Annotated in this window: 30 protein-coding genes and 2 pseudogenes; 12 read left to right on the top strand and 20 right to left on the bottom strand. The window is 41.2% G+C overall.

Going from position 1 to position 26472, the window contains the following annotated elements; all coding sequences use genetic code 11:
• Nucleotides 1-261: 261 nt before the first annotated feature.
• The 10 genes and pseudogenes from JK216_RS15170 to JK216_RS17180 all read right to left on the bottom strand — a co-directional run.
• Nucleotides 262-795: a Rha family transcriptional regulator gene (locus JK216_RS15170; protein WP_212711260.1), complete on the bottom strand. Its 534-nt coding sequence runs from the start codon at nt 793-795 to the stop codon at nt 262-264.
• A gap of 217 nt (nt 796-1012) precedes the next feature.
• Complete coding sequence (locus tag JK216_RS15165; RefSeq protein ID WP_212711259.1) at nt 1013-1174, bottom strand: DUF1378 family protein; 162 nt, start codon at nt 1172-1174, stop codon at nt 1013-1015.
• Nucleotide 1175: 1 nt separating this feature from the next.
• Entirely contained in the window at nt 1176-1703 is a 528-nt protein-coding gene (locus tag JK216_RS15160) for a hypothetical protein (RefSeq protein ID WP_212711258.1), read from the bottom strand.
• Between the two features lie 8 nt (nt 1704-1711).
• Complete coding sequence (locus JK216_RS15155; protein ID WP_212711257.1) at nt 1712-2323, bottom strand: glycoside hydrolase family 19 protein; 612 nt, start codon at nt 2321-2323, stop codon at nt 1712-1714.
• Nucleotides 2324-2325: 2 nt separating this feature from the next.
• Entirely contained in the window at nt 2326-2607 is a 282-nt protein-coding gene (locus tag JK216_RS15150; RefSeq protein ID WP_212711256.1) for a phage holin family protein, read from the bottom strand.
• The gene (locus JK216_RS15145; protein WP_212711255.1) at nt 2594-2977 is read right to left on the bottom strand and encodes a phage holin family protein; all 384 of its coding nucleotides are present in this window, start codon (nt 2975-2977) and stop codon (nt 2594-2596) included. The genes JK216_RS15150 and JK216_RS15145 overlap by 14 nt, the downstream gene beginning before the upstream one ends.
• 192 nt (nt 2978-3169) lie before the next feature.
• Entirely contained in the window at nt 3170-3547 is a 378-nt protein-coding gene (locus JK216_RS15140; RefSeq protein WP_212711254.1) for an antiterminator Q family protein, read from the bottom strand.
• 17 nt (nt 3548-3564) lie between these two features.
• Nucleotides 3565-4581, bottom strand: a complete 1017-nt coding sequence (locus JK216_RS15135; RefSeq protein WP_212711253.1) for a DUF968 domain-containing protein — start codon at nt 4579-4581, stop codon at nt 3565-3567.
• Complete coding sequence (locus tag JK216_RS17080; RefSeq protein ID WP_249213186.1) at nt 4578-5141, bottom strand: hypothetical protein; 564 nt, start codon at nt 5139-5141, stop codon at nt 4578-4580. Before JK216_RS17080 ends, JK216_RS15135 begins: the two co-directional genes overlap by 4 nt.
• Nucleotides 5142-5465 (bottom strand): annotated as a pseudogene (locus JK216_RS17180) (ORF6N domain-containing protein); the annotation flags it as partial.
• A gap of 333 nt (nt 5466-5798) precedes the next feature.
• Between JK216_RS17180 and JK216_RS15125 the strand changes: the two are divergent.
• Nucleotides 5799-6419, top strand: coding sequence for a hypothetical protein (locus JK216_RS15125; RefSeq protein WP_249213183.1), 621 nt, complete (start codon nt 5799-5801; stop codon nt 6417-6419).
• 158 nt (nt 6420-6577) lie between these two features.
• Here JK216_RS15125 and JK216_RS15120 read toward each other — a convergent pair whose 3' ends face one another.
• The 3 genes from JK216_RS15120 to JK216_RS17175 all read right to left on the bottom strand — a co-directional run bounded on the left by JK216_RS15120 (nt 6578) and on the right by JK216_RS17175 (nt 9820).
• A complete protein-coding gene (locus tag JK216_RS15120) occupies nt 6578-7645 on the bottom strand; it encodes a DNA cytosine methyltransferase (RefSeq protein ID WP_212711251.1) in 1068 nt (355 codons plus the stop codon).
• Nucleotides 7646-7666: 21 nt separating this feature from the next.
• Entirely contained in the window at nt 7667-9481 is a 1815-nt protein-coding gene (locus JK216_RS15115; protein WP_349290169.1) for an AAA family ATPase, read from the bottom strand.
• 120 nt (nt 9482-9601) lie between these two features.
• Entirely contained in the window at nt 9602-9820 is a 219-nt protein-coding gene (locus tag JK216_RS17175; protein WP_349290168.1) for a PerC family transcriptional regulator, read from the bottom strand.
• Between the two features lie 603 nt (nt 9821-10423).
• On the opposite strand from JK216_RS17175, the gene JK216_RS15105 reads away from it, so the two are divergent.
• A complete protein-coding gene (locus tag JK216_RS15105; protein ID WP_212711249.1) occupies nt 10424-10918 on the top strand; it encodes a lysozyme inhibitor LprI family protein in 495 nt (164 codons plus the stop codon).
• A 569-nt stretch (nt 10919-11487) separates the two neighbouring features.
• On the opposite strand, the gene JK216_RS15100 is transcribed toward JK216_RS15105, so the two are convergent.
• The 4 genes from JK216_RS15100 to JK216_RS15085 form a co-directional block, all read right to left on the bottom strand.
• On the bottom strand, nt 11488-12357 hold the full coding sequence (locus tag JK216_RS15100) for a conserved phage C-terminal domain-containing protein (protein WP_212711248.1): 870 nt from the start codon (nt 12355-12357) through the stop codon (nt 11488-11490).
• The gene (locus tag JK216_RS17065; protein ID WP_212711247.1) at nt 12354-12536 is read right to left on the bottom strand and encodes a DUF4222 domain-containing protein; all 183 of its coding nucleotides are present in this window, start codon (nt 12534-12536) and stop codon (nt 12354-12356) included. The genes JK216_RS15100 and JK216_RS17065 overlap by 4 nt, the downstream gene beginning before the upstream one ends.
• Before the next feature lie 188 nt (nt 12537-12724).
• Nucleotides 12725-13273, bottom strand: coding sequence for a YmfL family putative regulatory protein (locus JK216_RS15090; RefSeq protein ID WP_212711246.1), 549 nt, complete (start codon nt 13271-13273; stop codon nt 12725-12727).
• Nucleotides 13274-13304: 31 nt separating this feature from the next.
• Nucleotides 13305-13499 carry a Cro/CI family transcriptional regulator gene (locus JK216_RS15085; RefSeq protein ID WP_212711245.1) on the bottom strand — a complete coding sequence of 65 codons (195 nt, stop codon included), beginning with the start codon at nt 13497-13499 and terminating at the stop codon, nt 13305-13307.
• A gap of 93 nt (nt 13500-13592) precedes the next feature.
• On the opposite strand from JK216_RS15085, the gene JK216_RS15080 reads away from it, so the two are divergent.
• Entirely contained in the window at nt 13593-14246 is a 654-nt protein-coding gene (locus JK216_RS15080; protein WP_249213181.1) for a LexA family transcriptional regulator, read from the top strand.
• A 316-nt stretch (nt 14247-14562) separates the two neighbouring features.
• On the opposite strand, the gene JK216_RS15075 is transcribed toward JK216_RS15080, so the two are convergent.
• The gene (locus JK216_RS15075) at nt 14563-15126 is read right to left on the bottom strand and encodes a hypothetical protein (RefSeq protein WP_249213180.1); all 564 of its coding nucleotides are present in this window, start codon (nt 15124-15126) and stop codon (nt 14563-14565) included.
• Between the two features lie 264 nt (nt 15127-15390).
• Here JK216_RS15075 and JK216_RS15070 point away from each other — a divergent pair.
• The 6 genes and pseudogenes from JK216_RS15070 to JK216_RS15050 form a co-directional block, all read left to right on the top strand.
• Nucleotides 15391-15900 (top strand): annotated as a pseudogene (locus JK216_RS15070) (HD family hydrolase); the annotation flags it as partial.
• A gap of 139 nt (nt 15901-16039) precedes the next feature.
• The gene (locus JK216_RS15065; protein ID WP_212711244.1) at nt 16040-16627 is read left to right on the top strand and encodes a hypothetical protein; all 588 of its coding nucleotides are present in this window, start codon (nt 16040-16042) and stop codon (nt 16625-16627) included.
• Between the two features lie 70 nt (nt 16628-16697).
• Nucleotides 16698-16904 carry an excisionase gene (locus JK216_RS17060; RefSeq protein WP_249213179.1) on the top strand — a complete coding sequence of 69 codons (207 nt, stop codon included), beginning with the start codon at nt 16698-16700 and terminating at the stop codon, nt 16902-16904.
• On the top strand, nt 16865-18043 hold the full coding sequence (locus tag JK216_RS15060) for a site-specific integrase (RefSeq protein WP_212711243.1): 1179 nt from the start codon (nt 16865-16867) through the stop codon (nt 18041-18043). Before JK216_RS17060 ends, JK216_RS15060 begins: the two co-directional genes overlap by 40 nt.
• 270 nt (nt 18044-18313) lie before the next feature.
• Nucleotides 18314-19543, top strand: a complete 1230-nt coding sequence (locus tag JK216_RS15055) for an integrase domain-containing protein (RefSeq protein ID WP_212711242.1) — start codon at nt 18314-18316, stop codon at nt 19541-19543.
• 43 nt (nt 19544-19586) lie between these two features.
• A complete protein-coding gene (locus JK216_RS15050) occupies nt 19587-20003 on the top strand; it encodes a hypothetical protein (protein ID WP_212711241.1) in 417 nt (138 codons plus the stop codon).
• A gap of 151 nt (nt 20004-20154) precedes the next feature.
• On the opposite strand, the gene JK216_RS15045 is transcribed toward JK216_RS15050, so the two are convergent.
• Together JK216_RS15045 and JK216_RS15040 are read right to left on the bottom strand one after the other, a co-directional pair.
• Nucleotides 20155-21459 (bottom strand): putative phage abortive infection protein, encoded by a 1305-nt coding sequence (locus JK216_RS15045; RefSeq protein WP_212711240.1) that lies wholly within the window; start codon nt 21457-21459, stop codon nt 20155-20157.
• 5 nt (nt 21460-21464) lie between these two features.
• Nucleotides 21465-22601: a methyltransferase gene (locus tag JK216_RS15040; RefSeq protein ID WP_212711239.1), complete on the bottom strand. Its 1137-nt coding sequence runs from the start codon at nt 22599-22601 to the stop codon at nt 21465-21467.
• Between the two features lie 77 nt (nt 22602-22678).
• On the opposite strand from JK216_RS15040, the gene JK216_RS15035 reads away from it, so the two are divergent.
• The 3 genes from JK216_RS15035 to JK216_RS15025 all read left to right on the top strand — a co-directional run bounded on the left by JK216_RS15035 (nt 22679) and on the right by JK216_RS15025 (nt 26443).
• On the top strand, nt 22679-24379 hold the full coding sequence (locus tag JK216_RS15035) for a zinc ribbon domain-containing protein (protein ID WP_212711238.1): 1701 nt from the start codon (nt 22679-22681) through the stop codon (nt 24377-24379).
• Nucleotides 24380-24393: 14 nt separating this feature from the next.
• Nucleotides 24394-25236, top strand: coding sequence for a hypothetical protein (locus tag JK216_RS15030; RefSeq protein ID WP_212711237.1), 843 nt, complete (start codon nt 24394-24396; stop codon nt 25234-25236).
• Nucleotides 25237-26071: 835 nt separating this feature from the next.
• Entirely contained in the window at nt 26072-26443 is a 372-nt protein-coding gene (locus JK216_RS15025; RefSeq protein ID WP_212711236.1) for a hypothetical protein, read from the top strand.
• Nucleotides 26444-26472: the final 29 nt, after the last annotated feature.

The following is a 26472-nucleotide window of genomic DNA, read 5'->3' as shown; positions in this document are numbered from 1 at the left end:
CTCAGTCATTTGGTTATCGATGACGAATTCTACAGTCATTTTTGGAAGTTCATTGGGTTTCGAGGATATGTCAGCAGAAAGCTGCCAGTCGATAAGCTCACCATTCACGGCGAGTCCATACCCAAAGAAACGGCCATTGCGATATATATGGGCGATCTGTGGCTTCATTGTTGCTTCCTATTAATCGGCATTATCACAGGCACTCACTGAATGCCTGTTGTAATGCTGATAGTCGTTGCGGGAGTGGCTCTCGCGTTGGTTTCAACTCGTAATACCTGGCAAGCAGATTTGTGATTGCTGTTCCAGTCGCTCGATTTTAGCAAGCAGCACCGGCTTCTTTACCCTTCCCCAGCGATTAAGCAATCGGCCCGACATACTGGCTACGTCTTTCTCTTTCATGTATTCGAGCATCACGGCATTTCGCTCTGCTTCGTAATCATGCTTTAACTTGCGCAGTTCTTCTGCCATCCAGTTAAAAGCGTTGATATAGGCCTCTTTGATTACCGCCGCAGCTTTGCCATTGAACCCCATAACAACCATTACGAATCCGCTGAAGTCCATGGTGTAATATTTCTGCTTTTTATCGAATATTCCTAAGTCATTGATTTTCTCGGAAACGCAAAAGTGCGCCATCCTGAAATCATCTGAGCAGTGGCAATTCTCTACAGCTCTTAACACGTCACCGTGGCGCTTATTGAACGCCTTGGCTATTTGGAAAGTATCTGTCTGCACATCGCCCGAGCTTGCAGTGACAAATTGATGAAAGTTAATTTCTGTCGTTTCGATTAATTGCATAGCGTACACCCTTACTTTGAGATGAACCTTCGCCGCAATGGAAATCAGCCCACCGAAGGCTCGCCAGCACAAACTGACTTCCTCGAAGGTTCATTTCAAAGGGTTTGGATCCGGTGTTATTAAACAGCGCATTGCGTTGCGCCAATAAAAAACCCGCCAGAGATGGCGGATTGATGTAAATAGGGTAATGAATTGAAACTACGGGGATTCCCGTTGTTTACTCTGCTTGTTTACTGGCAGCGGAAGCTGCTGCTTTTTCAGCAACCGCACTTTCAAATTTTGCCGCGATGAAGGTACGGATAACTTTGTAGCCACCAGCAGCCAGATACAGCGCAGATACTGCCGTACTGAAGTACAGCATCAGTGTTTCAATCGTCATTTCATTTTCCTTGTCTTAATAATTCAGCCTGCCTGATGGCAGACAGTTGGTTGTTAGCCTGAGCAATAGCCGTTAGAAGTGGATGTATCCAGAGAACTGCCTGGCAATATGTCAGTTTGCTGGTGGTAATGGTGGCAGTACTGGTTGCGTCAGTTCCGCTGGCAGTGGTGTGCATTGCGCTGGCACGTAAACTGTTCGTGTAGCTGAGCAGCCCGCCAGTAACATCAGCAGGCACAGGCAAATTACACGTTTTCTCAGTCCTGAGAATCGTTCGGTATTCAATGACTTTCTCCTCTGAACTGGCTACTACGGTCGCATTCTGCTGCGTAGCACTGGCCGAAAGGTGGTTAAACGCTACGATCTGTGTCTGCTGAGCAGCGATAACAGCGGCCTGAGTATTTACCTGCCTTTCTGCTTTATCAGCCCGGTCGATAGCACTTTTGTATTGGTATGCCATCACTGCCGATACCGACACGACTCCCACCAGCAAAAACATAATCGCTGCAGCAATCACTGATTCTGTTTTCACAGGTCACCTCAGGCCAGAGCAGATAGCGCCGTTGAAAAGCGTTTATTCCGATCATCCAGGCCATTCTTCCCGCCATTAATGATCTGTGTCACACGGTCAATATCGCTGCTGTAAAGCATGCAGCCTTTGGAGCTGAAGAACCATGCAGCCGATCGGGCCGCGTTTCGCTCTTGCCCGAGTAACTCAGGACTGGTAACCAGATCAAGTTTCAGTCCCACGCCGCACTTTCTGTAGTTTTCCAGTCCGGTTATCTGTATCAGTCCGCGCCCGTGGTATTTCCAGCCATCACCTGCTGCCTTGTTACCCATGCGGTTGTAATAAACGAGGTTGGCGATTGCCTGCTGCTGTGCCGGTCTGCCATTAGAGCGCCCGAGCGCATAGGCCTGCTGATTCGTGATACGCGCTCCGAACGTTGTCAGTAATGCAGCTGGTGTGTAATTAAAGCTTTCAGACAGAGCACTGAAACCATCCGATTCATGCCCCGTCTGAGCAATAAACATGGCCTGATCATTCACGGCAGTAATACCAAACTCTGCCATTGCTGCCGTGACAGGCTGAAACCAGCGCGCAGCAAGCCCGGCGCTGATACCAGCCGCCTTTTGAAATTGTTGTTGATTCATAGTTATCGTCCCGGGAAATCCAGTAACCTCGCCACATTGCCCCGCACTCTTAGTACAGCGACACATATAACGATATTCATGGTAACAATCAGCCAGTGTGATGAATGGTATTCACCGATGAGGTAACGAAACGGAATACTGCCGTACACAAGTACAATCAGATATGCCAGCCAGCTGACTGCCGGACGGTGGCAGGCATCTTTGCGGCGATAGAACGCCAGAACAATCACAATAGTCAGGCTGACTATCGTATTCATCAGTGCAGTAATATCACTTGTCTGCATTACTGCCTCCCCCGCGGAACCGTGCGAAGAACATGTTTAAGTCATAACTGCTCAGCAGGGTTAACAGCTTAATGGCCAGGGCAGAAACAATAACTGCAGCCAGAGCATCAAGCGGATGATCAGAATATCCGGTCCAGGACTGAAGCTTTGCGCCCACCAGCCCGGAACAGAGAACGCCGAGAATATATGACACGATGAAGTAAGCGATGCGCCGCGGATGACTCAGGTCAGGTGCCGTGGCGATATAAAACGTTGCGCCGGCGAACGCGCCAAACAATACGCCGTAATCTGCCCCTGTGAGCAGACCATACAAACTTACTCCGGTCAGAGCTGTTGCAGCAGCTCCGGTACCGGATATGGGTTCGGACATTACGCCCCCTCAATAGCTGTGAATCCTCTCAGAATGAGGGGAAAGTGTGTGTTTTATTGGAGTGTGGGAATTGAGACGATGATAAGCGGCGTGGCGAAGTAACCACCCTTATCACTTTATTCATATTTTTACGTACGTAAACTACAGATAATAAAAAACCCGCAAAATGCGGGCCTATTTGATTGTATTTTCTTACCTGCTGACCTGCCGATCCATTTCAAGCGATATATCGAGCATCATTAACATGCCATCAACAACGCCCTCTGCTTTTTGAAGCTTCTTACCTATGTGACCATCAGAGCAGCTGTGTTTACGAGCCAGTGATATGAACGTCATTCCGAATACGTAATAATCAATCAACAGATCGTGTAAATCGTCATTGTTCTTTTTCAGTTTCGCTATACATTCTGAAATTATCAGCCCATCGCCGTCAGTACATGAATCTCGTTTGCTGACTTTCGCCGGTATCAGCCCTTTAAACCCGGCGGCTATGTGTGGCCACGTTACTGATTCCGGATTGTCTGCCGTCCAGGCTCCCCATCGCTCAAGCACCTGCTGAATATCACGCATTATATCTGTCTCCACACTTATTTTTTATCGGTCCCGATGACACCCACTGCAAAGGCGTGATCGAGGATTCTTAAAAGCAGCAATAACTGACTGCCGTATTTACTTTCAAACGCAGCCGGATCCCTGTGTAACTCATCGTGGTGAACACGGCAAAGCGGTATGACAAATATATCATGGGCCTTAGTTCCAGTTCCCCCCTGACCGTGTCCGATGATGTGGTGAGGGTCGTCTGCTGGCTTACCACAGCAGGCACAAGGCTGTGACTTTACCCAGCGGGTGTATTTCTCGTTAACCCACCGCCGGCGCTTCGGACGTCGCATAAATGATTCCGGCGATTCCGGATCAATCTGTAACCTGAGAACCTGCTTTGCTTTCTTCGCCGTTTTCTCCATGGCGGCAGCGGCGCTGTCGTCATAGGCGATAATATCGCTCTCTTTCATGGTTCCACGAAGCTCCTGCCCGGCTGACATTCTGAACAATCGACGCCCGGGAGCCTCTGGGATCAGGTCAGTGACTCCTTTTGTTAAAGCCCACCAGCACAGTTCCGGCATTGAAAGCAGATGACCTGCCGATAACGACAGCTCAGATACCACTTTACGGATCACGAACTCAGCTGTGTTCTGCCTGGCGACAGAGTGAAGCGGCTCTGGCACATGAACATCACGGAAATTATTGTCGTGCGTATAGCACAGGCACAGATATCCATGCTCCGTTTTAAGCGTGGTGTGATGATGGTGGTGATACTCGTCAGCAACAAACTGGCAGCAGTCCAGGCCGGTAACATACGATTCAAGTGCCCTTTCACCACCAGCAGCAGCTATTACCCGCGGATGGTGCCAGAACAGATGTAGATCAGGATCATCCAGCAATGGCTGTTCTGAATCATGTAAACGGCCAGACGGTACCGACTTCAGGTATTCAGGTTCCATTGAAACAACAACCCGTCCACGGAACATCCAGAGCAGATCATTTCCGGGCCGTAAAATTACGGTCCCAGTACGTGGCGCCACGTCAGGCGTTAATATCGCTCTCATTTGTTTTCTGCTACCAGGTATTTATCGTGCGTATGCTCACCATCCCAGTCCCTCTTCATAGGAAGTGCGCCTTTGAGGTATTTCCGGTACAGCCATACCGCACCGGCCCGAAGCAGTACCGGCTGATAGGTAGTAAAACTGGCTGCGGAGTTGGGGGTAACCTGTGCTGATTTCTCTGTCAGATATTTATCTCTGGCAGCTGACTTCACACGCCACTGAGCATGTCGGCCCTGAGGGTTGTCGTCGTACAGCCAGCTGGATTCCTGAAGGTAGGCGCTGATTTTTGATGTGTTCACACCATTAAGACGTTTACAGAACTGGACCGGTGACAGACCTTCAGCAAACAAATCTTCCAGGTGTTCGATGTATTCTGCCTGCTGGTGAGTTATTCGCTCAGCCTGCTGTTTCGCTTCCATGGCATCAGCCCAGGCTCTGGCCAGTTGTATCGGGTCATCTATGTTGGGTAGCATAACGCCGTACACTTCCCGTAGATTGAAGTAACTGTCTTCCAGTTTCTCGAAGAAATCCCAGGCCTGATTGGTATCAACAATCTTGGACATACGAGAGGCGCCCTTCTCTGTCCATAGAGTGACAGAACGAGCTTTGCTTGAAATTTGTGCGTTACTATTAGTAACTCTCAAATCTTTCAGAGACTGACCTGACACATTAAAGTAATGGATACCCTCTTCAAACCTGGCGATATTGCGTGACAGATTTGTCCTGATGTTTCCTTCATCAGTACCATAGCCATGAGCAAGGGTTTCCGTTGTGACAACGCGCATGCCCTTATAGGACAAGACTGGAAGGTTTGCTGATACGCCAGAAAGCGCAACAGAATTTAGACGGTTCTCGGGCGTGACAGCCCCATTCGTAGGTAAGGACATAGTTTTCTCCACACTGTTTTTGTATCGGTCCCGCCCCATCATCTGCAAATGAACGGGACCAACCTTTGCTGGTGGTAATGCAAATATACCAGTACTATAAGTTTACTACAGATGCTGATTAAACATCCAACCACTAATTCTACTTTTCGCCAAAATAATTTTTATAACGTCATTTTTCATACTCAATAAATAACCAAAGGTATATAACCATAGTAATAAATCACTAACGGACCCAACTAAAAACTCATATATTTTCAAGCTAGATAAAACTATTGCACTCCTTCATCCAGTAAGGTACAAATATTACACCTAAAATAATTTTAATATTAATTTATGAAAAAAACAGAAATAGAACAAAATTTTGATTATGCACATTATACATTCATGACTGGAACACAAACTTTCCATGGCGTTGATATGATCCTCTCGAATATGATTGATAACTTTAAAGACGTTACAAGCCATCCATGTGGAACGTTTAGTTACACCAATGATATGATTGCAAGAAATGCAATTAGCGACACTGCAATCATCATGTCCCATTCATTGCTTGAAGGTTTTTTCCATGAAGAATACGAGTTCTATCTAAAAAATAAAAACACGAAGAAACCTAAACAATTGAGCGGCCTAATTAACACGCTATTGCATGCACACAATATCAATATCAGAGACCAGAAAAAAAGAATGAATGTCATTAACATGATAACGCTTTTACGTAATTCGGTGGTACACAGCAATGGAACATTAAATACTGATTTTAATAAAGAAAAATGCGAAAAAATTTTAGGTGAAGATTTATTTAAACATAGTGATAGTTATCCTAGACTAACTTTGACTAAGTCACTCTGGCTGCTACGAGAATATCAAAGCATCGCACATGAATATTCAAAAGCAGTTTTTGATAAAGCGACTGAACACGAAGCTAGTTGTTTAGGACAGAGTGATATGAATTGAAAATGGTAGCAATGTCTGTTTGTCAGCAGCCACAATTAAAGACCGATAACAGTTTCAGAAGGGGCTCCTAGGTTACCATCCTAAGCTCCCCGAAGAGTTGAACTACAACGGGTGCAAATCCCCCACGAAAAATCGATGTGTTCATCAACAGCCCCCTCTCACATACGAGGGGGTGAAATAGTCTTGATTATCTGTTTAGCAATTGCTTCCGACATTTTAGGTGGAACAGCATTTCCTATTTGTCTTGCTCGGGACTGTAAAGAACCTGAGAACAAGTAATCCATAGGGAATGTCTGCAAACAAGCAGCTTCTCTAAGAGAAAGTGCTCTGTTCTGAACAGGATGTCCGAAGCGTCCATTTGAGTAGCTAATGCAACGAGTTGTAAGACCACTTGCAGGTTTGTCCCATGATAATCTTCCGTACACATCAGTGTGCCCTTTATGGTTCTGGTGACACTTCAATACCAGATCCGATGGCCAAGCCTCTCGACCACCTCCTTCAGGTGTAGCCTTTATTCTTTTGATATTGAGATCTGTAAGCTTAGCAGACTCGTGATCCGGTATAGAAATATGTTTTGTACCTGCTAATATAGGAGGGAGGTCTTCAATCCATTCACGAACTGTTGAATACGGCGTATCCTCAGTACCATGTGTTTTAGCTGGTAGCTCTACCTTATGATTTTTTGAAGCAAGCAAAACCAACCGCTCACGAGTTTGAGGTACACCATACCAAGCCGCTGGTATTACTTTATAATCAAAATCATAACCATAATTGGATAATGTATTGATGAACTTTTTAAAAGTACCCTCATTTTCATTAAATTTCTGAATACCAGGAACATTTTCCACAAATACAAAATCAGGAAGGTAATAGGTTACAAATCGACAAAACTCTGATAATAAGTCCAACCGAGGATCGTCTTCTTTTTTATTAGAATTTTGTTTTGAATAAGGCTGACAAGGAGCGCATCCGGAAAACAAAGAGTATTCATCATTTTTATTTTTATTTTTATTTTTATTTTTATTAAAAATATGCGAAATAGCATCGCAATCAATAGTACGGATATCATCGTTTACGAATTCAGCTTCAGGGAAATTCAACCTGAATGATTCAGAAGCATCTTTATCAAAATCAAGTCCGAATGCGACCTCGAGACCTGCCTGTCTAAACCCCTGGCTTGTCCCACCACACCCTGAGAAGAAATCAAAAACTCTGATTTTTTTCATTTTTTTCACCTACAGATAAACTTATTCTATGATACCACGTTCAAACGCTTGGGTAAGTGTTTTTCTTATAGAAATCATATGTTGTGAATCGTATGCTAGTCTATTAAGCATTTGCCTTTGAAAAAAGAAAATTTCTTCACCATTAACGGAATCTTGCCCTAGGGATTTTTCTGTAAGAAAAGCAATTTGTTTTTTATAAACATCCACATCAGAAAAGTTCCATGTAACTTGACTTAACTCTTCACTCTGTTCAATTGTACAACACTCCTGAATTAATACTTCCTCTGGTGTTTCGAACGGCAGATAAAAGACTTTTTTGAATGCATACTCTAATGCATGGCGCCTCAAAGCTATCAACTCACTACTATTTACAATATTTTTTGCACCACTAGCATTCACTGTAAATTCGCAACCAAAATACTCTTTCATTTTATTAACTAATTCCGTATCAGGTACGCTATCAATTCTTGGTTTTTTTAATTTTGGATCCTTATCACCATCTAGTAAAAATAAAATATCACTACGTCCCACAGCGGCATGACTGGGCAAGTGTTTTCCTAAAATTGTTTCTGCACCGCCTGGAATACATTGAACATTTAAAGAATTCTTAAGGCTGGCTTCTTCTTTAATTGCACGCTTAATAAATTCGCTGGCTATCTTATCCTCAGTTATGATTGTTCTTTGTGATAAATCGTGCCCCAATTCAACAAATGCTTCATCTGGAAATATACCCTGTGCTATTTTCGCACTCTCAGTATCTTCATCATAAATGAAAAGCTTGACCGCTTCTTTTGGTAGCATGTTAACCAAAACAGGGGAGTGAGTCGATAGAACAACCTGATGCTTTTTATTTTCCACCAACCTATAGATTAGCTCCATCATCCTTTTCTGAGCTCCAGGATGTAAGGAAACCTCAGGTTCATCAAGAAGTATTAATGATTTATCGTGTGCAGAAAATAAGTTCATCACCAGAGAAACAACAGCAAACTCCCCACTTCCCGCATATGCTTCCGTATAACTAAGCTTATCAGTCGATAACATTGCCGTTCCGCCTCTAGCCCCCCACAAACGATGTTCAAGAAACTTTATACTTTTATACTTTCTTCCTAATATATATGAAACTTCTACAACTTGGTTTTGATTCAAAGTAACATTTTTTACAATCATATCAGAATTCCATAAGCGCAATTTCTTTAAGTTTTCATCAAAAGCCTTTTTGATATATTTTGATTTACTTCTAATATAATCTTGCTTTGTGGACTTCCTTCCATTTTTTAAAACCTTAACTTTATAGTCTGAGTGATACATACATCGATCAAACGCACTAATCTCCGATCTAAAATCCAAATACACAACACCTTTTTTTATCTTCTTCCAACGTGTAGCATTGCTATTTGCACCCGAGACTTCTGTTACACTATCCATATCATCACTGACTAATGGCCTACTTGTTTCCCAATAATCAAGAGATTGTTTGGTTGCATTTACTCGCGTTTGGAGAATTTCAATTACTCGTTGGTCAGCATTTTTATAACCATAAATATACCTCGGTTTCAGTACTAAACCATCATCCCGAACTAAATCGGGAACATCATCTGTTTCTGTTGTAAACCAGTATCTAGTTATACTTTTCCCGTGAGGACACCCTAGCAAGGCCTTTATCACAGAACTTTTATTAGTTCCATTTTGCCCCACTAAAACAGTTATTGGGAAACTGAAATCAATCCTTGCATTTAATTCTAAATTTTTGAAATAAGGAAATCTAATATGCTGTATAAAAGGTTCAAACTCTCCACTGCTCATCATTCGACTAAAACTTCGACGATAGTCGTTCACTAGCTGATTTTTCATTTTTATCTCACATGCATTTCAATCCATTTGTCTGGCTATAATATTATTTTCAGATGCTGTGGGAAGGATAATTTTGAAATTTAATCGAGTTTTTGATGCTGGAGGTCAAACCAGATACCCCGCTACCTGTTCTGTTGCATTGATGCGGCCAGCCAGCGGGCATTCAGATACGTAATACCGGCATTTGTTTTTGGTCAGACACTCTTCCCGGTGCCGGGCAGCAATCGTGCGCAGGTGATCACTGTTGGTCGAATCAAATGCGGTCAGCCATTCCGTAGCGGCGCGGTTCCAGAGCTGTTTTTTCTCCAGGCCTTCCGCTGCCACAGCATGAGCAACATAATTCGGACTTGTAGCGGCCGGATCCTCTGCAGGAAAGTAGTGCTGTTTGTCACGGTCAATGCGGCCGGTCTTGATCAGCGCCTTAATCGCTCGGTTGTATTCAATTTTCGGGTGATGATACCAATCTGTTGATTGGCATCATCGATTAGAGCAACAAAGCCACGTAAGTAAAGGTTTGGGGCACGATGAAGCAAGGCCCATATCAACAAGTTGCCATCATCACCCATGCGTTGTGTATCAGTTAAAGCCATAAAAATCACTTATAGAAAAAATGAGCGTTAACAGTAATGAGTTGCAGATTTACTACTCAGTATGTCAATTAAAAAATTGAGGCCTACGAAAATACCGCGCCTGAATTTGAAAATGCGACAGGAATACGCGAGCTGATTTCCCGAATCTTAAAGATGTGATGGAATTGATTGTGGATGCTGGGTCTTTCTATACGGACTCCACTGACACTCCAAGCACTCATAAAATAGCACTCTGGGAACCTGGGCCGCTGAGGTAGTGAACATTCAGAAACTAATTGTTTTTAATCTAAAAGTACGGTTAGTATTGATATATTCATTAATCTCAATAAGCCATTGTATGTTAAAACTGAATCATCACCTTATCCCACTAGCTCTTTTATTCGGCTACGGGTTTCAGAGTTACGCTGACGTTCCACTGCCAAGCAGTGTACTTAAGGGTAATTCTGAAACTTTTGATATTTCTTGCCCTAAAAACCCCCAGCAGACAACAATTGACATTGACAATTGTATGAGTTCCAAACTTGATGCAGTTAAGTCTGTGGAGTTGAAATATGTAAATGCAGCTCGCAACCGTATCTCTGAGACACAGGATCAGCAGACTCTTCAGGCTTTTGATGAAGAAAATAAAGCGTGGGATAGTTTGATTGATGCTGCAACCCACGCTACCGATATAAAATGGGGAGAAGGTACTATTCGTAGCTCTGAAGCTATTGGCCGTGAAATCACCCTGATTGAACTCCGAATCCATAACCAATGGCAAAACTGGCTTCGTTATGAGGATTCTAGCCCACCAGTATTGCCAGAACCACTATTTCACAACGAGAATAATTAAAAAATATCTCAATCAGTAGATTCTCTGAGTTAGTAAAATTAAGAAAAATCAGAGTTTCACTGATGCTACATAATCATGATTTTTAGGTATCGTATCTTATACAACATAGCGAATTAATTAATCTAGAGCGCTTAACATAAATCATCCAAAAAACCACCAATAATTATGGTTAAAACATATCTAACAGCAAAAAAAACACAAAGAAAGCCTTACTCACTAATCACACAACATATAATGAAAATTATTGTTTATTTAAATAATTATTACTGCCATAAATTAAATGCGTCTTAACTATCAATGGGTTATAGGCTAATGATTGTTTATCAATTTAATTAATGACTAAGGAGTATTGCATGGGTGATTGGTGATGATACCAATCTGTTGATTGGCATCATCGATTAGAGCAACAAAGCCACGTAAGTAAAGGTTTGGGGCACGATGAAGCAAGGCCCATATCAACAAGTTGCCATCATCACCAATTTACGCCCCACCCACAGCGGCGTAAATATCACAGGACTTCACTGGGTGTTTCTCTGCAATCACAGTGATAATTCTGTTTTCAAGTTCCATCATGCCCCCCTGAAACCAGCCGGTGTGGCACTGTCCGGTGTATCGATTTTGGTGATATCCCCGGGCTTGGCCCAGCGACCGTTTAATTTCTGTGGGCGCCCTGCCGTATCCCATTTGCCCGCCCGCTGCAGGTAGCCCGGGAAGTTTTTAGGGATGAACAGCGTTGCCGGCCGGAGATACTGCTCCTGCTCTGTTCCCCGCCAGTCCTCGGTTTTGTAATCGACAACCAGCTGCAGCTCTTCAGGTGTGTATTTCTCCCGCAGGCGGGCCCTGATGTTTTCCAGCGATGAATTCGAGGCTGTGAAACGTGAACCTGTGACCTGATTCAGGTGTTTTAAAATATCCTTGGCCTGGTCAGTAATCGCCACATCCGGGTCGGGTTGCGGCGCAACCTGACAAATGGGTTTTGATTTTACTGATGGATCTTGTTTTGAAGTTACTGATGGATCCCCTCCAGATTCTGAACGGTCAAAACCGGTGTTTTCTCTGGATTCTGTACGTTCAGATTCTGAATGTTCCAGATTTGAACGTACAGATTCTGAATGTTCAGATTCCGGACTATCAGGACAGTAAGCCGTAGCTGCTGTCCGTAGTTTCTTCACGTTCAGATAGTACATATTGGTTTTATTGCGGTTACCGGTGCGCCGTTCCTTGCGAGTAAGCCATCCAGCCTTTTGCAGTTGGGTGATTGCAGTGATTACAGTACTGCGCCCAGCTCCGACTTGCCGAGCAATAGTATCTATCCCCGGGAAACAGGACCCTTCATCGCTGGAAAAATCAGCCAGACGGGCCATAACCAGTAACTGAGTACCCTTTACACCAGATGCTGCACAACCATCCCAGACGTACGAACTTAATTTCACGCTCATTGCTCTACCTTCCTGAACTTCTTTGACCAGTCACGCCGTGGACAGACGCACTCAAACTCATAACCAGGGCGCCGGTATATAACCCGCTGATTGACGATGTCGACACCGACTGTTTTAACCTCGGCACCACGCCAGTCTTTATAATTCTCAACCCATGGTTTAATGATCTCGTCTTCCACATACGACCTCCTGCTTATTCAGGCTGGCCACATCACCCACAGCCCACTCCGCAAAGCTGTGGTTCACCGGTACCCATTCGCCATGTACCATCACCACATAGCAGTAAATAACCGGAGTCTTTCCTCCAGTGACGGGGAGCGCCCTTAGTTGCGGGAGTCTTCGATCTACTGTTACAATGCTCATGCGATTATTTCTCCACACAAGTTTTGGTCGCACCCGAACGCCCTGAGCTGCAACTTGGGGCGTTCAACCTTTCTGACTCGCAATAAATCCTGTAAACAAGCGTTGTATGCTCCTGCAGCTTGCTGATAACCCTGTAAAGTTCATCGTCTATCGCTTCTTTTTCGTGATGCTCAATAACGCCATCTTCAATCGCTGCCCTGACCTGCTTTGAATACGCAGAGATCTGTTCCAGAGCCTCAAGAAGTCGCTGATTAATATCTGCGTTGTCGATTTCACTGATATCCGCCGGCATTGGTACAAACACACCACCGGAAGCTCTGGCCACTGCATGTGCCACGTGGTGAGTGCCACCAGCTTTTTGCAACACATTAGCCCAACCCATCGGGAATACCTGATCACCAACATGACGTAGCCGGTTAAACAGTGCATTCTCCGTGACACCTATCCAGTCAGATGCTTCCGCATAGCCGCCGGGTAAATCGGTGATGCTTTTCTTTACCGACTGGATGTACCAATCAGGTTGCTTTTCTACTTTCCAGTTTTTCTGATCCACGGTTAGTGCCTCTTTTCTGTGGTATTTCTTACTACTTAACTCGAGTAATGTTCGGGTATTCACTTTCTGAGCATTTAATCCCCCCATTGGTAACCTTTTCTGCCAATAGCGCGTACTGCCAAGGGACTACTTTTTTCCAAAGTGAAACTGTTGATTTAGAAACACCAAGCGCTTTTGCAGCAGCTGTAGTAGTTCCAAAATAGGAGATTAATTCTGACTTTTTCACGTTATTCCCTCATCGGACTCAATAAATTAAGTTTAATCTTCCAAACCAAAAACAGTCAAGACTTTAAACTGCATATGGTTTAAGTTTTTAAACATGAAAAACGAAACTATGAGTGACCGAATTCAAAGTCGTATGAAGATTTTGAATTTGAGGAGCAGTCACCTTGCGTCGGCGACCGGAGCATCTAAAGGAACTGTTAGCCAATGGGTTAACGGTGGTACTGAGCCGTCGGCAAAATACATAAGCCGATTATGCGAAGTACTCGGTGTAACTGAGAGGTGGCTTAATGATGGTGGGTTGATAGAAGAGACGACATCGAATGCTTATCCTGGTCCTGACTTAAGAAGGCGTGTTCCTTTGCTGTCAACAGTTCAAGCAGGACATTGGCGAGAAATGATTGATGGAACATTAGGTGATGTCACAGAATGGATAGATACCACTGCGAAAGTCTCTTCCTACTCTTTTGCACTGCGGGTCAGTGGGGATTCCATGTCTAGCCCTGCTGGTCACGGCATTTCCATTCCAAATGGATCTATAGTAATCGTTGATCCTCAGATTGAGCCTGTTAACGGGAAAATAGTTGTTGCAAGACTGCGGGGCACAAGCGAAGCCACCGTGAAAAAACTAGTTATTGATGGGCCTAATACATACTTAATGCCATTAAACCCGTTATATATGCCAATACCTGTAGACACTAACTGCGAGATAGTCGGGGTATGTGTCAGGCTTGAAATGGCACTCCCATAGCATTTTACTAAATATTTTTAAACCAGCTACGGCTGGTTTTTTCATATCCAAACCTTTTAGGTTTAAATAACAAAACACATATTGACTATTTGGTTTGATTAGTTAAACTATGTTTAAGCAAAAAAATCCATGATGCCCAGCCGGTGATAGACTTCATCCATACGGCCTCAGCGTTCTGAGATGTCACCGACTTGCCAGCGTAACTGGCAAAAAAAACGCCCTTTGGACGCTATGCTCTTTAATAATTTGAATATCCATCAACAACTAGATTTTTGGCGATCGGCTAACTGGTTGTGGAGGTCTTGGGTGTATTGGTCTATGAGTGCCGGGTTTTTCTGTCATGTTTTTTTCTCGGTAAATATCCAACAATTCGAGCGGCAAGAATTTCTTGCCAGCAGAGCTCTCTGGTGGTGTCTTCGAGACCTAGCGCAGTAGTTGCTATTTTTTGGGCGGGAAGTGCCAAACATGCCCAAGGTTGAGAGTCGTATTTTTGTAAATTTTTAAATCGTTCAGATAGCTCACTGTCATCAAGTTCAGGCTCATCTGTTATTAATTCCAGATATAAGCGCGCTTGCTCGGTTGCAACCCCTGAAGCTTTTGAGAATTGATATACAACTTGGCTAATAGATAAAGCCGCAATAAGTGCACCAAACCATACATAACCAGATATTGAAACAAACACTCCACATCCAGAGAGAATAATTAAATAGGTCATGATGCGATCAACTCGGCCAGTCAGTATCGCGAACATTTTTTCAAGATGATAAGAGTGATTAATATCAAAAATCATGTCATGTCGGTTCATTTTTACCTCAATCTTAGTCTTTTGGTTTTGGCGGCGGTTCAGGCCTTTTGTAGGGAGGCATGTGTCGCTCTTCATAGTCAACGTTTTTCATAACAGCTCCTTTGTTGTTGGGGATATCCAGATTACACCAGATCCTTGTTGTTGGGGAATAGCAGGATCCACCGAGCCTGATGTGGTGAAAAGACAGGCATAACCTACTCCAGTGTGGAGAACCGCCGGCTGTGGATTGTTGCAGTAGTCCACCAGCCACTTTTAACCGATTGAATTTATCACCTGACTGGTGAGAGATTCGTGCAACCAAAAATCAACGATTGCAGTCGTTTAGTGGAGAAATTAACTATGTCCTGGATTAATACGAACAGTGGTAAACATTTCAGCCTGATCAACCCAAGACCTGAGCAAATCTGTATCGATGATATAGCCTGTGGGCTATCGAATATTTGCCGGTTCACTGGCCAGCTCAATGAATTTTATAGTGTGGCTCAGCACTCGGTACTGGCAAGCAATATCGTACCGCCGGAATTCGCCTTTGAAGCACTAATGCATGATGCCGCTGAAGCGTATCTGGGTGATGTGTCCTCGCCTCTTAAAGGGCTGCTACCGGATTACCGACAAATTGAGCGTGTCGTTGAAATCGTGATTCGGACTAATTATGGTCTGCCCGTTGTTATGAGCTCAGTTGTAAAACATGCAGACCTTACTCTGCTGGCAACCGAACGTAGGGATTTTGATATGGATGATGGTACCCCATGGCCGATCCTTGACGGTATAGAACCACTGGCCAGTGTGATCAGTCCGCTGTCACCACGCCAGGCAATGGGCCAGTTCCTGAACCGCTTCTATGAGCTCTATTCTCAGCATGTTTCAGATCTGCAGGTTATGCATATTTCGCTGGATAACGTAAACCACCAGCTGGCTGAAGCCGGTATTAATGCCGGTAGCGCACAACAAGGTGTTATGCAGCTGATTAAACACCGGAGTAATTCCAATGACTAATCCCATAGAGCAAGCGAAAGAGAATAAATTGGAGACACTGGCAACGGGTGCAAAATTAACACCGGAAACCTTTGCTGACTTCCTTACCCGCTTAAAGCATGACGTGGTAGGTCAAGGGGCTGAACATCACTGTACGCGCGATGCCATCTTTAACGTTGAACGGCTACGGCGCGTTAGTGGTATAGACCTTTCATTTGATCCGCTGCGTATGCTCACCGACTCAGACCATGAGGTTGAGTGGTTTTCCCCGAAAGAGTATTGGGACTCGCTGGACCTGGATGAGAAAAAGCATCTGAATGAGGAATGCCTGGAGTCAGAGGCGCAGTTTTTTCTGGATTTAGCCGAGGATAGACAATGGCAGTTTTTAGGGGATCGGGATTATCTTAATCTCTATGGCTACCAGGAGGACTGGCAGTACGTTAATTCTCATCTGACCCGTGAATCAGCCGAGGCGTTTATTAAACGAAAGTCTCACGACTACCCCGACGGGCTACGAGTGTTCGTTGATAGTCGCGTATGGTGCCCGGAGTTCACCGCAATAGTGGATGCACTGATTAATGGGCAACTGATTCTGAAATAGGATCCAGCTCCCAATGAAATACAACCAGCGATTAAATTAGACCGTTGCAGCGGATTATGTGGAGAAAAATATGCTGAGCCTCGATTGTGTTCCCATCTCAACCTATTGCAAAGAAACCGGGGAAACCTGTGATGCTATAACTAAACGTGTACAGCGTGGTGTTTGGCAGGAAGGAGTACAGGTCCTTAAAGTGGAAGGCGTGAAGGAAAGATGGATTGATCTTAGTGAGGTGGCCAAATGGGCCAGACAGAATCGCAAAAACTCCCACGTGGTGTAACCATTCGTAAGCACCGCCAGGGTGAAACAATTAATATCACTTTTACTTTTCGTGGGATTAAGTGCCGTGAGCCACTATCCAATCTGGATGTGACTGCGAAAAATATAAAATACGCCGAGCGTACGCTCGGTGAAATACATAATAAAATTGAGAGAGGGACATTTGTCTATGCTGAGCATTTCCCTCGTTCAAGCCGACTAAAAGTTTTTGGTAACGCAGCAGCCGGTAAAACGGTCGCTAAATATCTTGATGACTACCTGGTGATCTGCGAAACAAGACGATTATCACCATCCACCATCAGAGGTTATAAAAAGTGTAAAAGCGCATTATCAGCCCTGCACAATATACCGGCTAATGAGCTGACACCTGCATTGATAAAAAACTGGATCCAGGCTCAATCCACCACGCTAAAAACTATACGTAACCAACTTTCATTTTTGCGTTCTGCATTAGATGAAGCTGTCACTGATGGATTACTGGCAATCAATCCCGTATCACTTGTTACTGCTTCTCGGTACCAGAGCGATCTTTCTGATTCAGGAAGCACTTATATAGTTGATCCCCTATCGCCTAAAGAGGTGTCTGCATTACTGTCATCTGCCGGTAACAAGCAGTGGGAAAATTTATTCCGGTTTGCAATACAGACAGGCTTAAGGAGTTCTGAGCTGTGTGCCCTTACATGGCAGGACATAGATTTTATAGGGAAAACAGCATACGTCAGGAGTGCCAGTGTGGTCGGGGTTATCAAAGGTACAAAAACTAAAGCCGGAACCAGAAAGGTAGAATTAACACCGGAGGCAATGATCGCTCTGGCAGATCAAAAACCATTTACCTTTATGAAAGAATCCATGATTTTTGAAGACCCAAAAACATGTCGGCCATGGGCCAGTGCCGATGCTATTAGAAAAAAAGCATGGGTACCCACATTGCGTAAAGCTGGGATCCGGTACCGGAATCCTTACCAGACCAGACATACATTTGCCACCAGCCATATAAGCCGCGGCGCAAATCTGTTTTGGCTTGCTTCTCAAATGGGCCATAAGGGACCTGAAATGCTTTTCAGGCATTACGGTCGGTATTTAAAAGAGTACGACGGCAACACAGAAAACAAACCACGCGTAGCCAGTAGCAGGACATGAAAGGAGCCGTAAAAGAGCCCCGATGATTTTAGATGAATAATTCTCCTTATTAATCAACTTATTATTTAATTTCGGACACGGGTTCAACTCCCGCCAGCTCCACCACTTTTTAGTTGTTTGAAGTTCAATGAAGTCTACTAAGCCCGCACAGCACAAGCTCTGCGGGCTTTTTTACGTCTATTGTCGTCCAGTGAGAATTGCTGAGAACTACGAGTTATGGCACCCTGAATGGGACCCACTAAGAAGGGTCCAAAAACCGAGGGTCCCAAAATGGCAAAAATCGCTAAGAAGCTCACTGACACTGAAATCAAAAGCACCAAGCCAGCCGATAAAGAAATCAACTTGTTTGACGGTGATGGTCTGATTCTACGAATCGCTCCTTTGGCGAAAGGAGGCAAGAAAAATTGGTATTTCAGGTATGCAGTACCAGTGAGCAAGAAAAGAACCAAAATGAGCCTTGGGACCTACCCTCACCTTACACTGGCAAGAGCAAGAACCTTGCGAGATGAATACCTTTCTTTGCTTGCCAATGGCATCGATCCTCAAGTCCATAATAACGATAAAGCTAATGCCTTAAAGAATGCTACTGAACACACTCTCCAAGCCGTGGCAAGGAAATGGTTAGATGAGAAGGTAAAGACCTCAGGTATCTCACAAGACCATGCAGAAGACATCTGGCGAAGCCTGGAGAGAAATATCTTTTCTGCCTTGGGTAATGTTCCTATCAATGAGATCCGACCTAAGCTCTTAAAACAACACCTTGATCCTATTGAGCAACGAGGCGTATTGGAAACTCTACGCCGCATTATTTCCCGTCTGAATGAAATCTTCCGGTGGGCAGCCACTGAAGAGCTTATTGAGTTCAACCCGGCTGACAACCTTGGCCAAAGATTCAGTAAACCAAAAAAGCAAAATATGCCTGCCCTTCCCCCAAGCGAATTGCCAAGGTTTATGGAATCTTTGACGAATGCGTCAATCCGGTTGGAAACACGTATGCTAATTGAATGGCAATTGTTGACATGGGTTCGTCCGGGTGAAGCCGTTCGCGCAAGGTGGTCTGATATTGATACAACCAACAGCATTTGGAACATTCCTGCTGATTTCATGAAAATGAAAAAGCCTCACAAAGTTCCTTTGAGTAAAGAAGCTTTGCGCATCCTTGAATCAATGAAATCAATAAGTGGGCATAGAGAATGGGTTTTCCCCAGCATTAAAGCGCCGCTTAATCATATGCATGAACAAACCGCCAATGCAGCTATCATCCGAATGGGGTTTGGAGGTGAGCTTGTAGCTCACGGTATGCGTTCTATTGCAAGAACAGCGGCAGAAGAGTCCGGTAAGTTCAGATCTGAAGTTCTTGAGGCAGCACTTGCTCACTCTAAAAAAGATGAAATTATCGCAGCATACAATCGTGCAGAATATCTGATAGAGCGACAGAGTTTGATGCAATGGTGGAGTGATTACGTTCAAGCTCAAAGATTGAATGCTCTGGTAGCCTAAGCATAATAATAGCTAATGTAATATAATCCTGAAGGTGCAGAAAATGGAAACCTTATTCAAAGTTTTTGAAAAATTTAGTTCCAGACCCCTCTTTTTTATTTTTTTTGGACTCTCACTTTGTGAATTTTTTCAGGAACAATCTGTTCTAATGAATCCATCAGCAGATAACATCGCCAAATTATTTGCTGCGATGATATTAGTTGTTTTTTTAACTTGGGGATTTGAATGGCTAATTTTTAAGTTCAATGTAAACCTCGAACCTCATGATCAAGGCGATATTGGACCAACAATTGGAACGGCTGCTTTAGCTGTATACTTGGTTTATGCCTTTCATTTTCTCAGTGAAAACCCTGAAGCATTAAATTTAAAGTTATTGACTAACTCTGGTTTTATATACAGCACAACTCTCTTGTTATTCTCATTAGAAAGCATGAAGCTAAGAAGACTTAAACAAAAGTAAACAACATCATTCTGTGATAAATTTAAAAGAGGCCTAACGAAACAAAAACACCACATCTAAAAATTAAAAATTAAAAATTAAAAATTAAAAATTAAAAATTATGGTAGCATCATTGATACATAATCCACACAACTTCTGATCTGTATCCCAGCTAAATACTCTCGATTGTTTGAGACTTTAGCTGCTTTTCCATCTCATTAATTTTTAGAATTACTCTGTTTACAGGGAGATGCTCTTTCATAAAAGAAACATAATTTTTTCTATTAACTTCAATCAAATACTCATTGACGGCATCGAAAAGTTGTTCGAAAAGGGAATGAAAAATAACTTTATTATTATTTACAGATAGTCTTACATATCTAAATTGTGGATTACCCATTTTTGTTAAACGCTTACTTTTGATGCCACGAATTATACTCTTAATCATTGAGTATGATAACAACATATCCTCAGTGATTTCATCGGGCATTTCATGCTCATCCAATGACTCTTTGATAACATAGGTATTAATGAATTTGAAGCTAAAAAAAGATTTAAATAATTCCTGATAAGATTTTTTATTAACCTCATTGACAAACAGATTGTTGATATTCAAATCAATGTCCGCGAAATATTTATGAACCATTTCATTTTTTGGGGAGGAATACATATACGATAAAATGGTTGACACTGGAAGGGTTGGTTCATAATCATCTAGAATATTATATATTCCATCCAAGCAATATTTCGAAAACCTCATCTTTATATCACTTTCTAAATCATAGAAAGAGGATTGGCATTCTATAGTTTTAGATGCGTTAATTTGATCATTTATACGATAGAAGTCTGCATGTTCGAAAAAATCAAATCGATGTAATAAATTCTGATATCTTTCGTACTGAGTTCGCTTTCCTTGCTCATATGTAATACTTGCATTAACAGCGATAAGATAAAGGACATCATTACTTATCAGTGATCGCACGAGTGAAGAATACTTTTTCATTCCTACAAAATCTTCTTTATCACCATAATAATCATCTTCTATAGACTTAAGTAAATGATAAAGTATTCTCATATAAGGACTTAACGCGAAGTGTCCTTTAAGCATGTAAAAAGATTCAGTATGTATACTGTGATTAAATACTTTGCTTAAAAACTGCCACCCATCAGCGCTTCTTAAATACTCATTTACCTTATTTAAGTAATTATTATGCTGTTCAAGAAGGAGTGAAAACCTTTGATTGAAGGCTTCTTTTTTAAAGTTTTTCCGTGAATCATCTAAAGAGTTCTCTGCTGCCCTAACCGCAAGGAATGCAGCCTTAGCACTTTTTCGCCCTTCCAAAGCAGTCCATATAGCCGCAAAAAAAGCCAAGGATGTGGTTATTGTCCCTATAACATTAGCATTGGCGTTAAACCAATCCCAAAATAAAACTATGAGGGGTATTAATATCGTGATGACTGATAAAATTATAGGCATCACATTCATCCTATTTTTTGCTTAGAATAAAATAACATCAAGACATTCCTGATATAATCTCTGAAAGCCGTCAAGCTAATATTTTTTGCACAAGTTCCTTTTGCATTTTTGAAAAGCCAGTCTCCCTTGTCAGCATTCCAACGCATTAAAAAAAATTCTCTCAGTTTTACATTCTCAATTCTCAGACAAAAGATACAATCACTGATCAAAGCAGGAGTGCTGTTATAAATGAAAGTTTTTCCAACAACTCTCGTTCCAACCCTAGCAATTAATATATCTCCCTCAATTGCACATCTATCAAACTCCCGAACCTTAGGATCAGGAAAATATGTAATAGAGTTAAAAGAGGTAGTATGGAAATACGGCAACCCTGACAATTTGCAGTCCTTTCCTGATAATTTCCCGCGAAACAAAAAGAATTTATCGTCAAATTCTTTAGAAATACCACTGTTATTTTCGTTGGAAATAAACTCATCATAGCTAATCTTTGAACACTCATTTCCAGAGCAAAAATCAATCAATGAAAAACCTTCTGGTCTTTTTTTTATTATGTGGTAAATGTGTGTTTTGGCTTCTGTCTTTTTAAATGAGTTATGTTCACACTCAATTATTTTCATTAGGCTAAAATTACTTATTAGATACTTTCTTAGCCACAGATAATTCAATGATGTAAAGAACATATCTGGTAAAATTATAGCCAACTCACCTAGTGGTTTAAGTTTTTTTAAGTTTATTAGCAAAAATACAATTTCAGCTCTAATGTGTTTACTTTTTTTATTTCTACCAACCATTGCATTTACCACACTATCAATAAAATCAGAAGTGGGTATATTTTTGAATGGCGGATTGCAAAGCGCGACGTCATAGGATTCATCTGTGATAGACTCACAGACTTCTGACGAAGTTGAATCTCCACAGATAACTTCAATTCCACGAAATTTACTTTCAAGAATACAAGAATTTTTGTTATCAATATCAACAGCAGTAACGCTAATTTTAGGATACTTATCCAAAATAGCGGTTATCAAAGCCCCCTCCCCCGCACTCAATTCCAGGCATCGTTCAGGATTAGTGGCTTCAATAGAATTGGACAATTTGACGCTAACATCCAACTCGGTGTAAAACTGTTTATATTCAACCACTTAAATAACTTATACCGTTTAAAAAAAGGTTGTGGTATGTTATCGTCAATAGCGTTAAAAATCAATGGGATTAAAGTATGAAGCAACAGATATCTACCGAACTTTTTGAAGGAGTCGACGGATTCGAATTTGAAGAGCGCGCTGACTATCTTCCTTTAGAAATAATTTCAAAATGGTCCCCTGATAGTGCGCACTTTAGGGCTATCCAAAGAAAACTTACTCAAGTAGGTGCCAAGCTATTGATTGGGCCGCGTGGTGCGGGTAAAACTCACTACATGAGACATGCTTATCAAAGTTGTTTGAGCGATAAAAACTTACCTCTTCCTCTTTACATTTCATTCAATCATTATTTACGTCTTGAAACCTACATACATGAAACGTCCAATGCAATTGAAATATTCCACGCCTGGGTTTTAGCGAAGATTGTGTTAGCATGTAATGACGATTATAATATTTTTACTTATGATTCGATAGATATTAATGAAATCGAACAATTTATTATAGATATTGAAAAGCAAAATTATAAATCAGAACATGATAAAATCATAACCAACTTAAATATTGAGTCAATTAAAAACCTCATTGATTCTTGTGCAAGCAAAGAAGGAAGAAAACGCAGTGTGCTTTTTTTTGATGATGCAGCCCTGACTCTTACGAAAGAATATATGGTTGAGTTTTTTGATATCTTCAGAAGCATCAAAACAGCCAGAATTTCTCCTAAGGCCTCAGTTTATCCGGGTACTACACAATACGGGCCACGTTTCCATGTTGGTCAAGATGCTGAACCTGTGATGATATGGCAGGATGTTGACCAAAACGATTATATTAATTTCATGCAGGAACTTGTAAGAGAGCGATTTAACAAGGTTGTTGAAGTTGATAATGAAATAAACCAACTTCTTATTTATGCATCATTCGGTATCCCACGAGCATATATAAATTTAGTTCGAGCTTACACAGAATCATCAATGAAAACTAAGCAAGCTAAATTTAATAGCGTAATAGAAGAAAGATGTAAATATCTTAATGATGAGTATATGTCAATAATTGACAAACTCCCCCAATATAACATATATATAAAATCTGGGTGGAATATATTTCATAAAATAGTTTCCGAATTAAAAGAGATCAACCACACAAACATCAGAAAAGATGGTTTAAATTATAAAAAAACAGTTTCAATTGGCATTGAAGATTTAAATTCAGACAAAATTGAAAGAGTGGTAAGTTTTCTCATTGAGGCTGGTTTATTATACGAACTTCCAAGTACTTCACATGGTGTAGGTAGAACCTTAAGAAGATTCATTCCACACTATGCATTTCTCATAAAAGAGAAAGTTTTTTCGATTAGTAGAGGTTTCAGCGCAACCAATTTAGCAAAAATTTTGACTTCACCTTCGGAAAAACACCCTTTAAGGAGAACATTACTTTCTTTAATTAACAAAGAAGACCTTGAAGCTATCACTCTCACATTACCAAACTGTTCTAATTGTGGCGCGAAAAGATTAGCAAACAACCAGAAATTCTGCCACCAATGTGGAAATCAATTGATAGATGAATCCGCATTTAGGTCGTGTATGAAGAAGAATCTGTTGGAATTACCACTGACAGATTTCCAAATGTCAGTTATTAAACAAACAAATTTTAAGACAGTAGAAGATGTTATTTCCTCAAAAAATACTGCAACAGAATTTATGAAGGTTAAACAGGTTGCGCAAAAAAGAGCAGCTATGCTTGAATTTAAAGTTAGAACTTGGGTAAACGAATTTTTAGCTTAATTGTGGATTTCATAATGGCAAACAAAAAATTTACTTATAACATATCAGGTCCAAAAGTAACGCCAAACATTAATACTATTGATTTTTTTGATCAGCATTACGAAGAACCAAATATAACGGCTATAGATATTTATAATCAAAAGAAAGATATACATTTTAGGCTGCTGGGTGAACCTCAAGACTCTTCCGAATGGAAGCTTTTAGTTAACTTGGTTATGTTAGGATTTGTATCCCTTGTTGAAAGTTATTGCAGATGTATTATCCGCAGAATTTTACTTGTTGATAAAAATGCTATGTCATATAGTTTTAAAAATAATGTAAGTTATGCTGCGGCTATTTATCATAAAAAAGAAATTTTGCCTGAGGCATTACTTGAAGACGCATCATTTATTTCGGAAAAAAACATTCTTGACACTATCAAGACATTTACAGGATTAAGCATTGATAAACAAAAATCAGTTTCAGTAATTGCCGCATTGCAAAAATATGAGCAAATATGCCAATTAAGACACTGTATAGTTCATAGATCTGGTTTGTTTGGAACCAAAAATGCGTTAAAGTTAGGATTAGAACGACATCATCTATTCCTCGAAAAACCAATTATAATTAGTTATGAAGCTATCCAATCAATTGCATCTGTCTGTGATAATGTTGTGAAGGAAGTGAATGATGAACTATTTAACCTATTATTAGATGGTATTGCTGAACAATATGACTGGACAGGAGATCTAAGAAAGGACAAGAAAATATTTTCGAAGTATTTCGATATTTTTTATTCATCTGTGGCTAATCCCAATAGAAATGAAGAACTAAAGCAGTGTTATTATTCATTTTGTCAACACTTTGGATTTAAATAATTTAATTTTTAACGAACTAACAAAAGAGTTTAGCAGCCACTAATAACCAATAGGAGTTTAATTTTTATATCTTATAATCAATTGGTATAAAAGAGTGTTATTTTTATTATTGATTTGCCGTTATGCTAAAATTAATATTAGTGCAATCTAAACTCTGGATCTTAAAAAATGGAAATCATTACCCACCATAATTTAGTAAATTACATTACGGAAAACAAGCCACTCATCACTATAACAACTTTGATTGTTTTATTTATATTTCTTATTTACAATCATTTTAAAAAACAAAACCTCTCCTATTTTGACAAATATGATAAATATAAAAAAGCTAAACTTGCTTTTTTCGTTTCAATTCCAATGTATTTTTTAATCCACTCAATAGTCTTTTACATGGATAATCATAAAACCGAGAATCCAGATACTAACCAAGGTATTTATAAACGATTAGACCGTTAGCTCTATCATCAATTTAACGATCGAAAATAACAAGATAATAGTTAATAAAGATAGTAAAATGTAGCTCAAGTGAATTAAACTCAGCCTTTTTATTTTCGATCTTAATAATTCTTTCAAACTTCTCATATCAGCCCCCTTTTATTAATAACATCTCTTTAATAGCATTTATTTTATCAATGTCAATAAAGCAAGGGCTAACTCATCGAAGCTACGCTTCTTTGAGTTCCCTTGTTTTTCGCCCTACGGTTGAAAAAGAAGATCCGGGTCAAATTCAAAATATTGACATATCACATTTTTGAAATATAAATGTACAAAGTGCTGCAACGGAATTGCTCACAATAAAAGTAATACAAAACCTAATATACGAAAAGGAGCTTCTATGAAAGAAACTATAGGATTACCATTCTGTAAGAAAAACAACAAAGTCCCAGCTAAATCATTGCGTACTCATTGTGTCAGCGCCCGATTCAACCATGAAGAACTACAGCTTCTCAACACGAAACGCGGTGATAAAAGCAAGGGAGAGTGGCTTCGCTTAGCGTCCCTGGATAAGCTTCCTTTGTCCGTTCCTGCCATCAACATAGAAGCCTGGAAATCTCTGAGCGAAATTTCACAGAAGCTGAACAAGCTTGTCGCTCATCTGGATAACAAAAGCCAGGGTAGCTCTCTGACGCAAACAGAACTATTCGCAGTGAAGCGCCAGACCCTCAGTGTCAGCATAGTTGTCACCCCCTCTGAAAAATCAATCTGAGGGCATGGAGTGACACATGAAACGTATTT

It is taken from the genome of Tatumella sp. JGM94, from assembly GCF_018257595.1.
Lineage (GTDB): Bacteria > Pseudomonadota > Gammaproteobacteria > Enterobacterales > Enterobacteriaceae > Tatumella > Tatumella punctata.
Note: the sequence above shows the minus strand (reverse complement) of the source record. Positions and strands in the feature narration are given on the sequence as shown.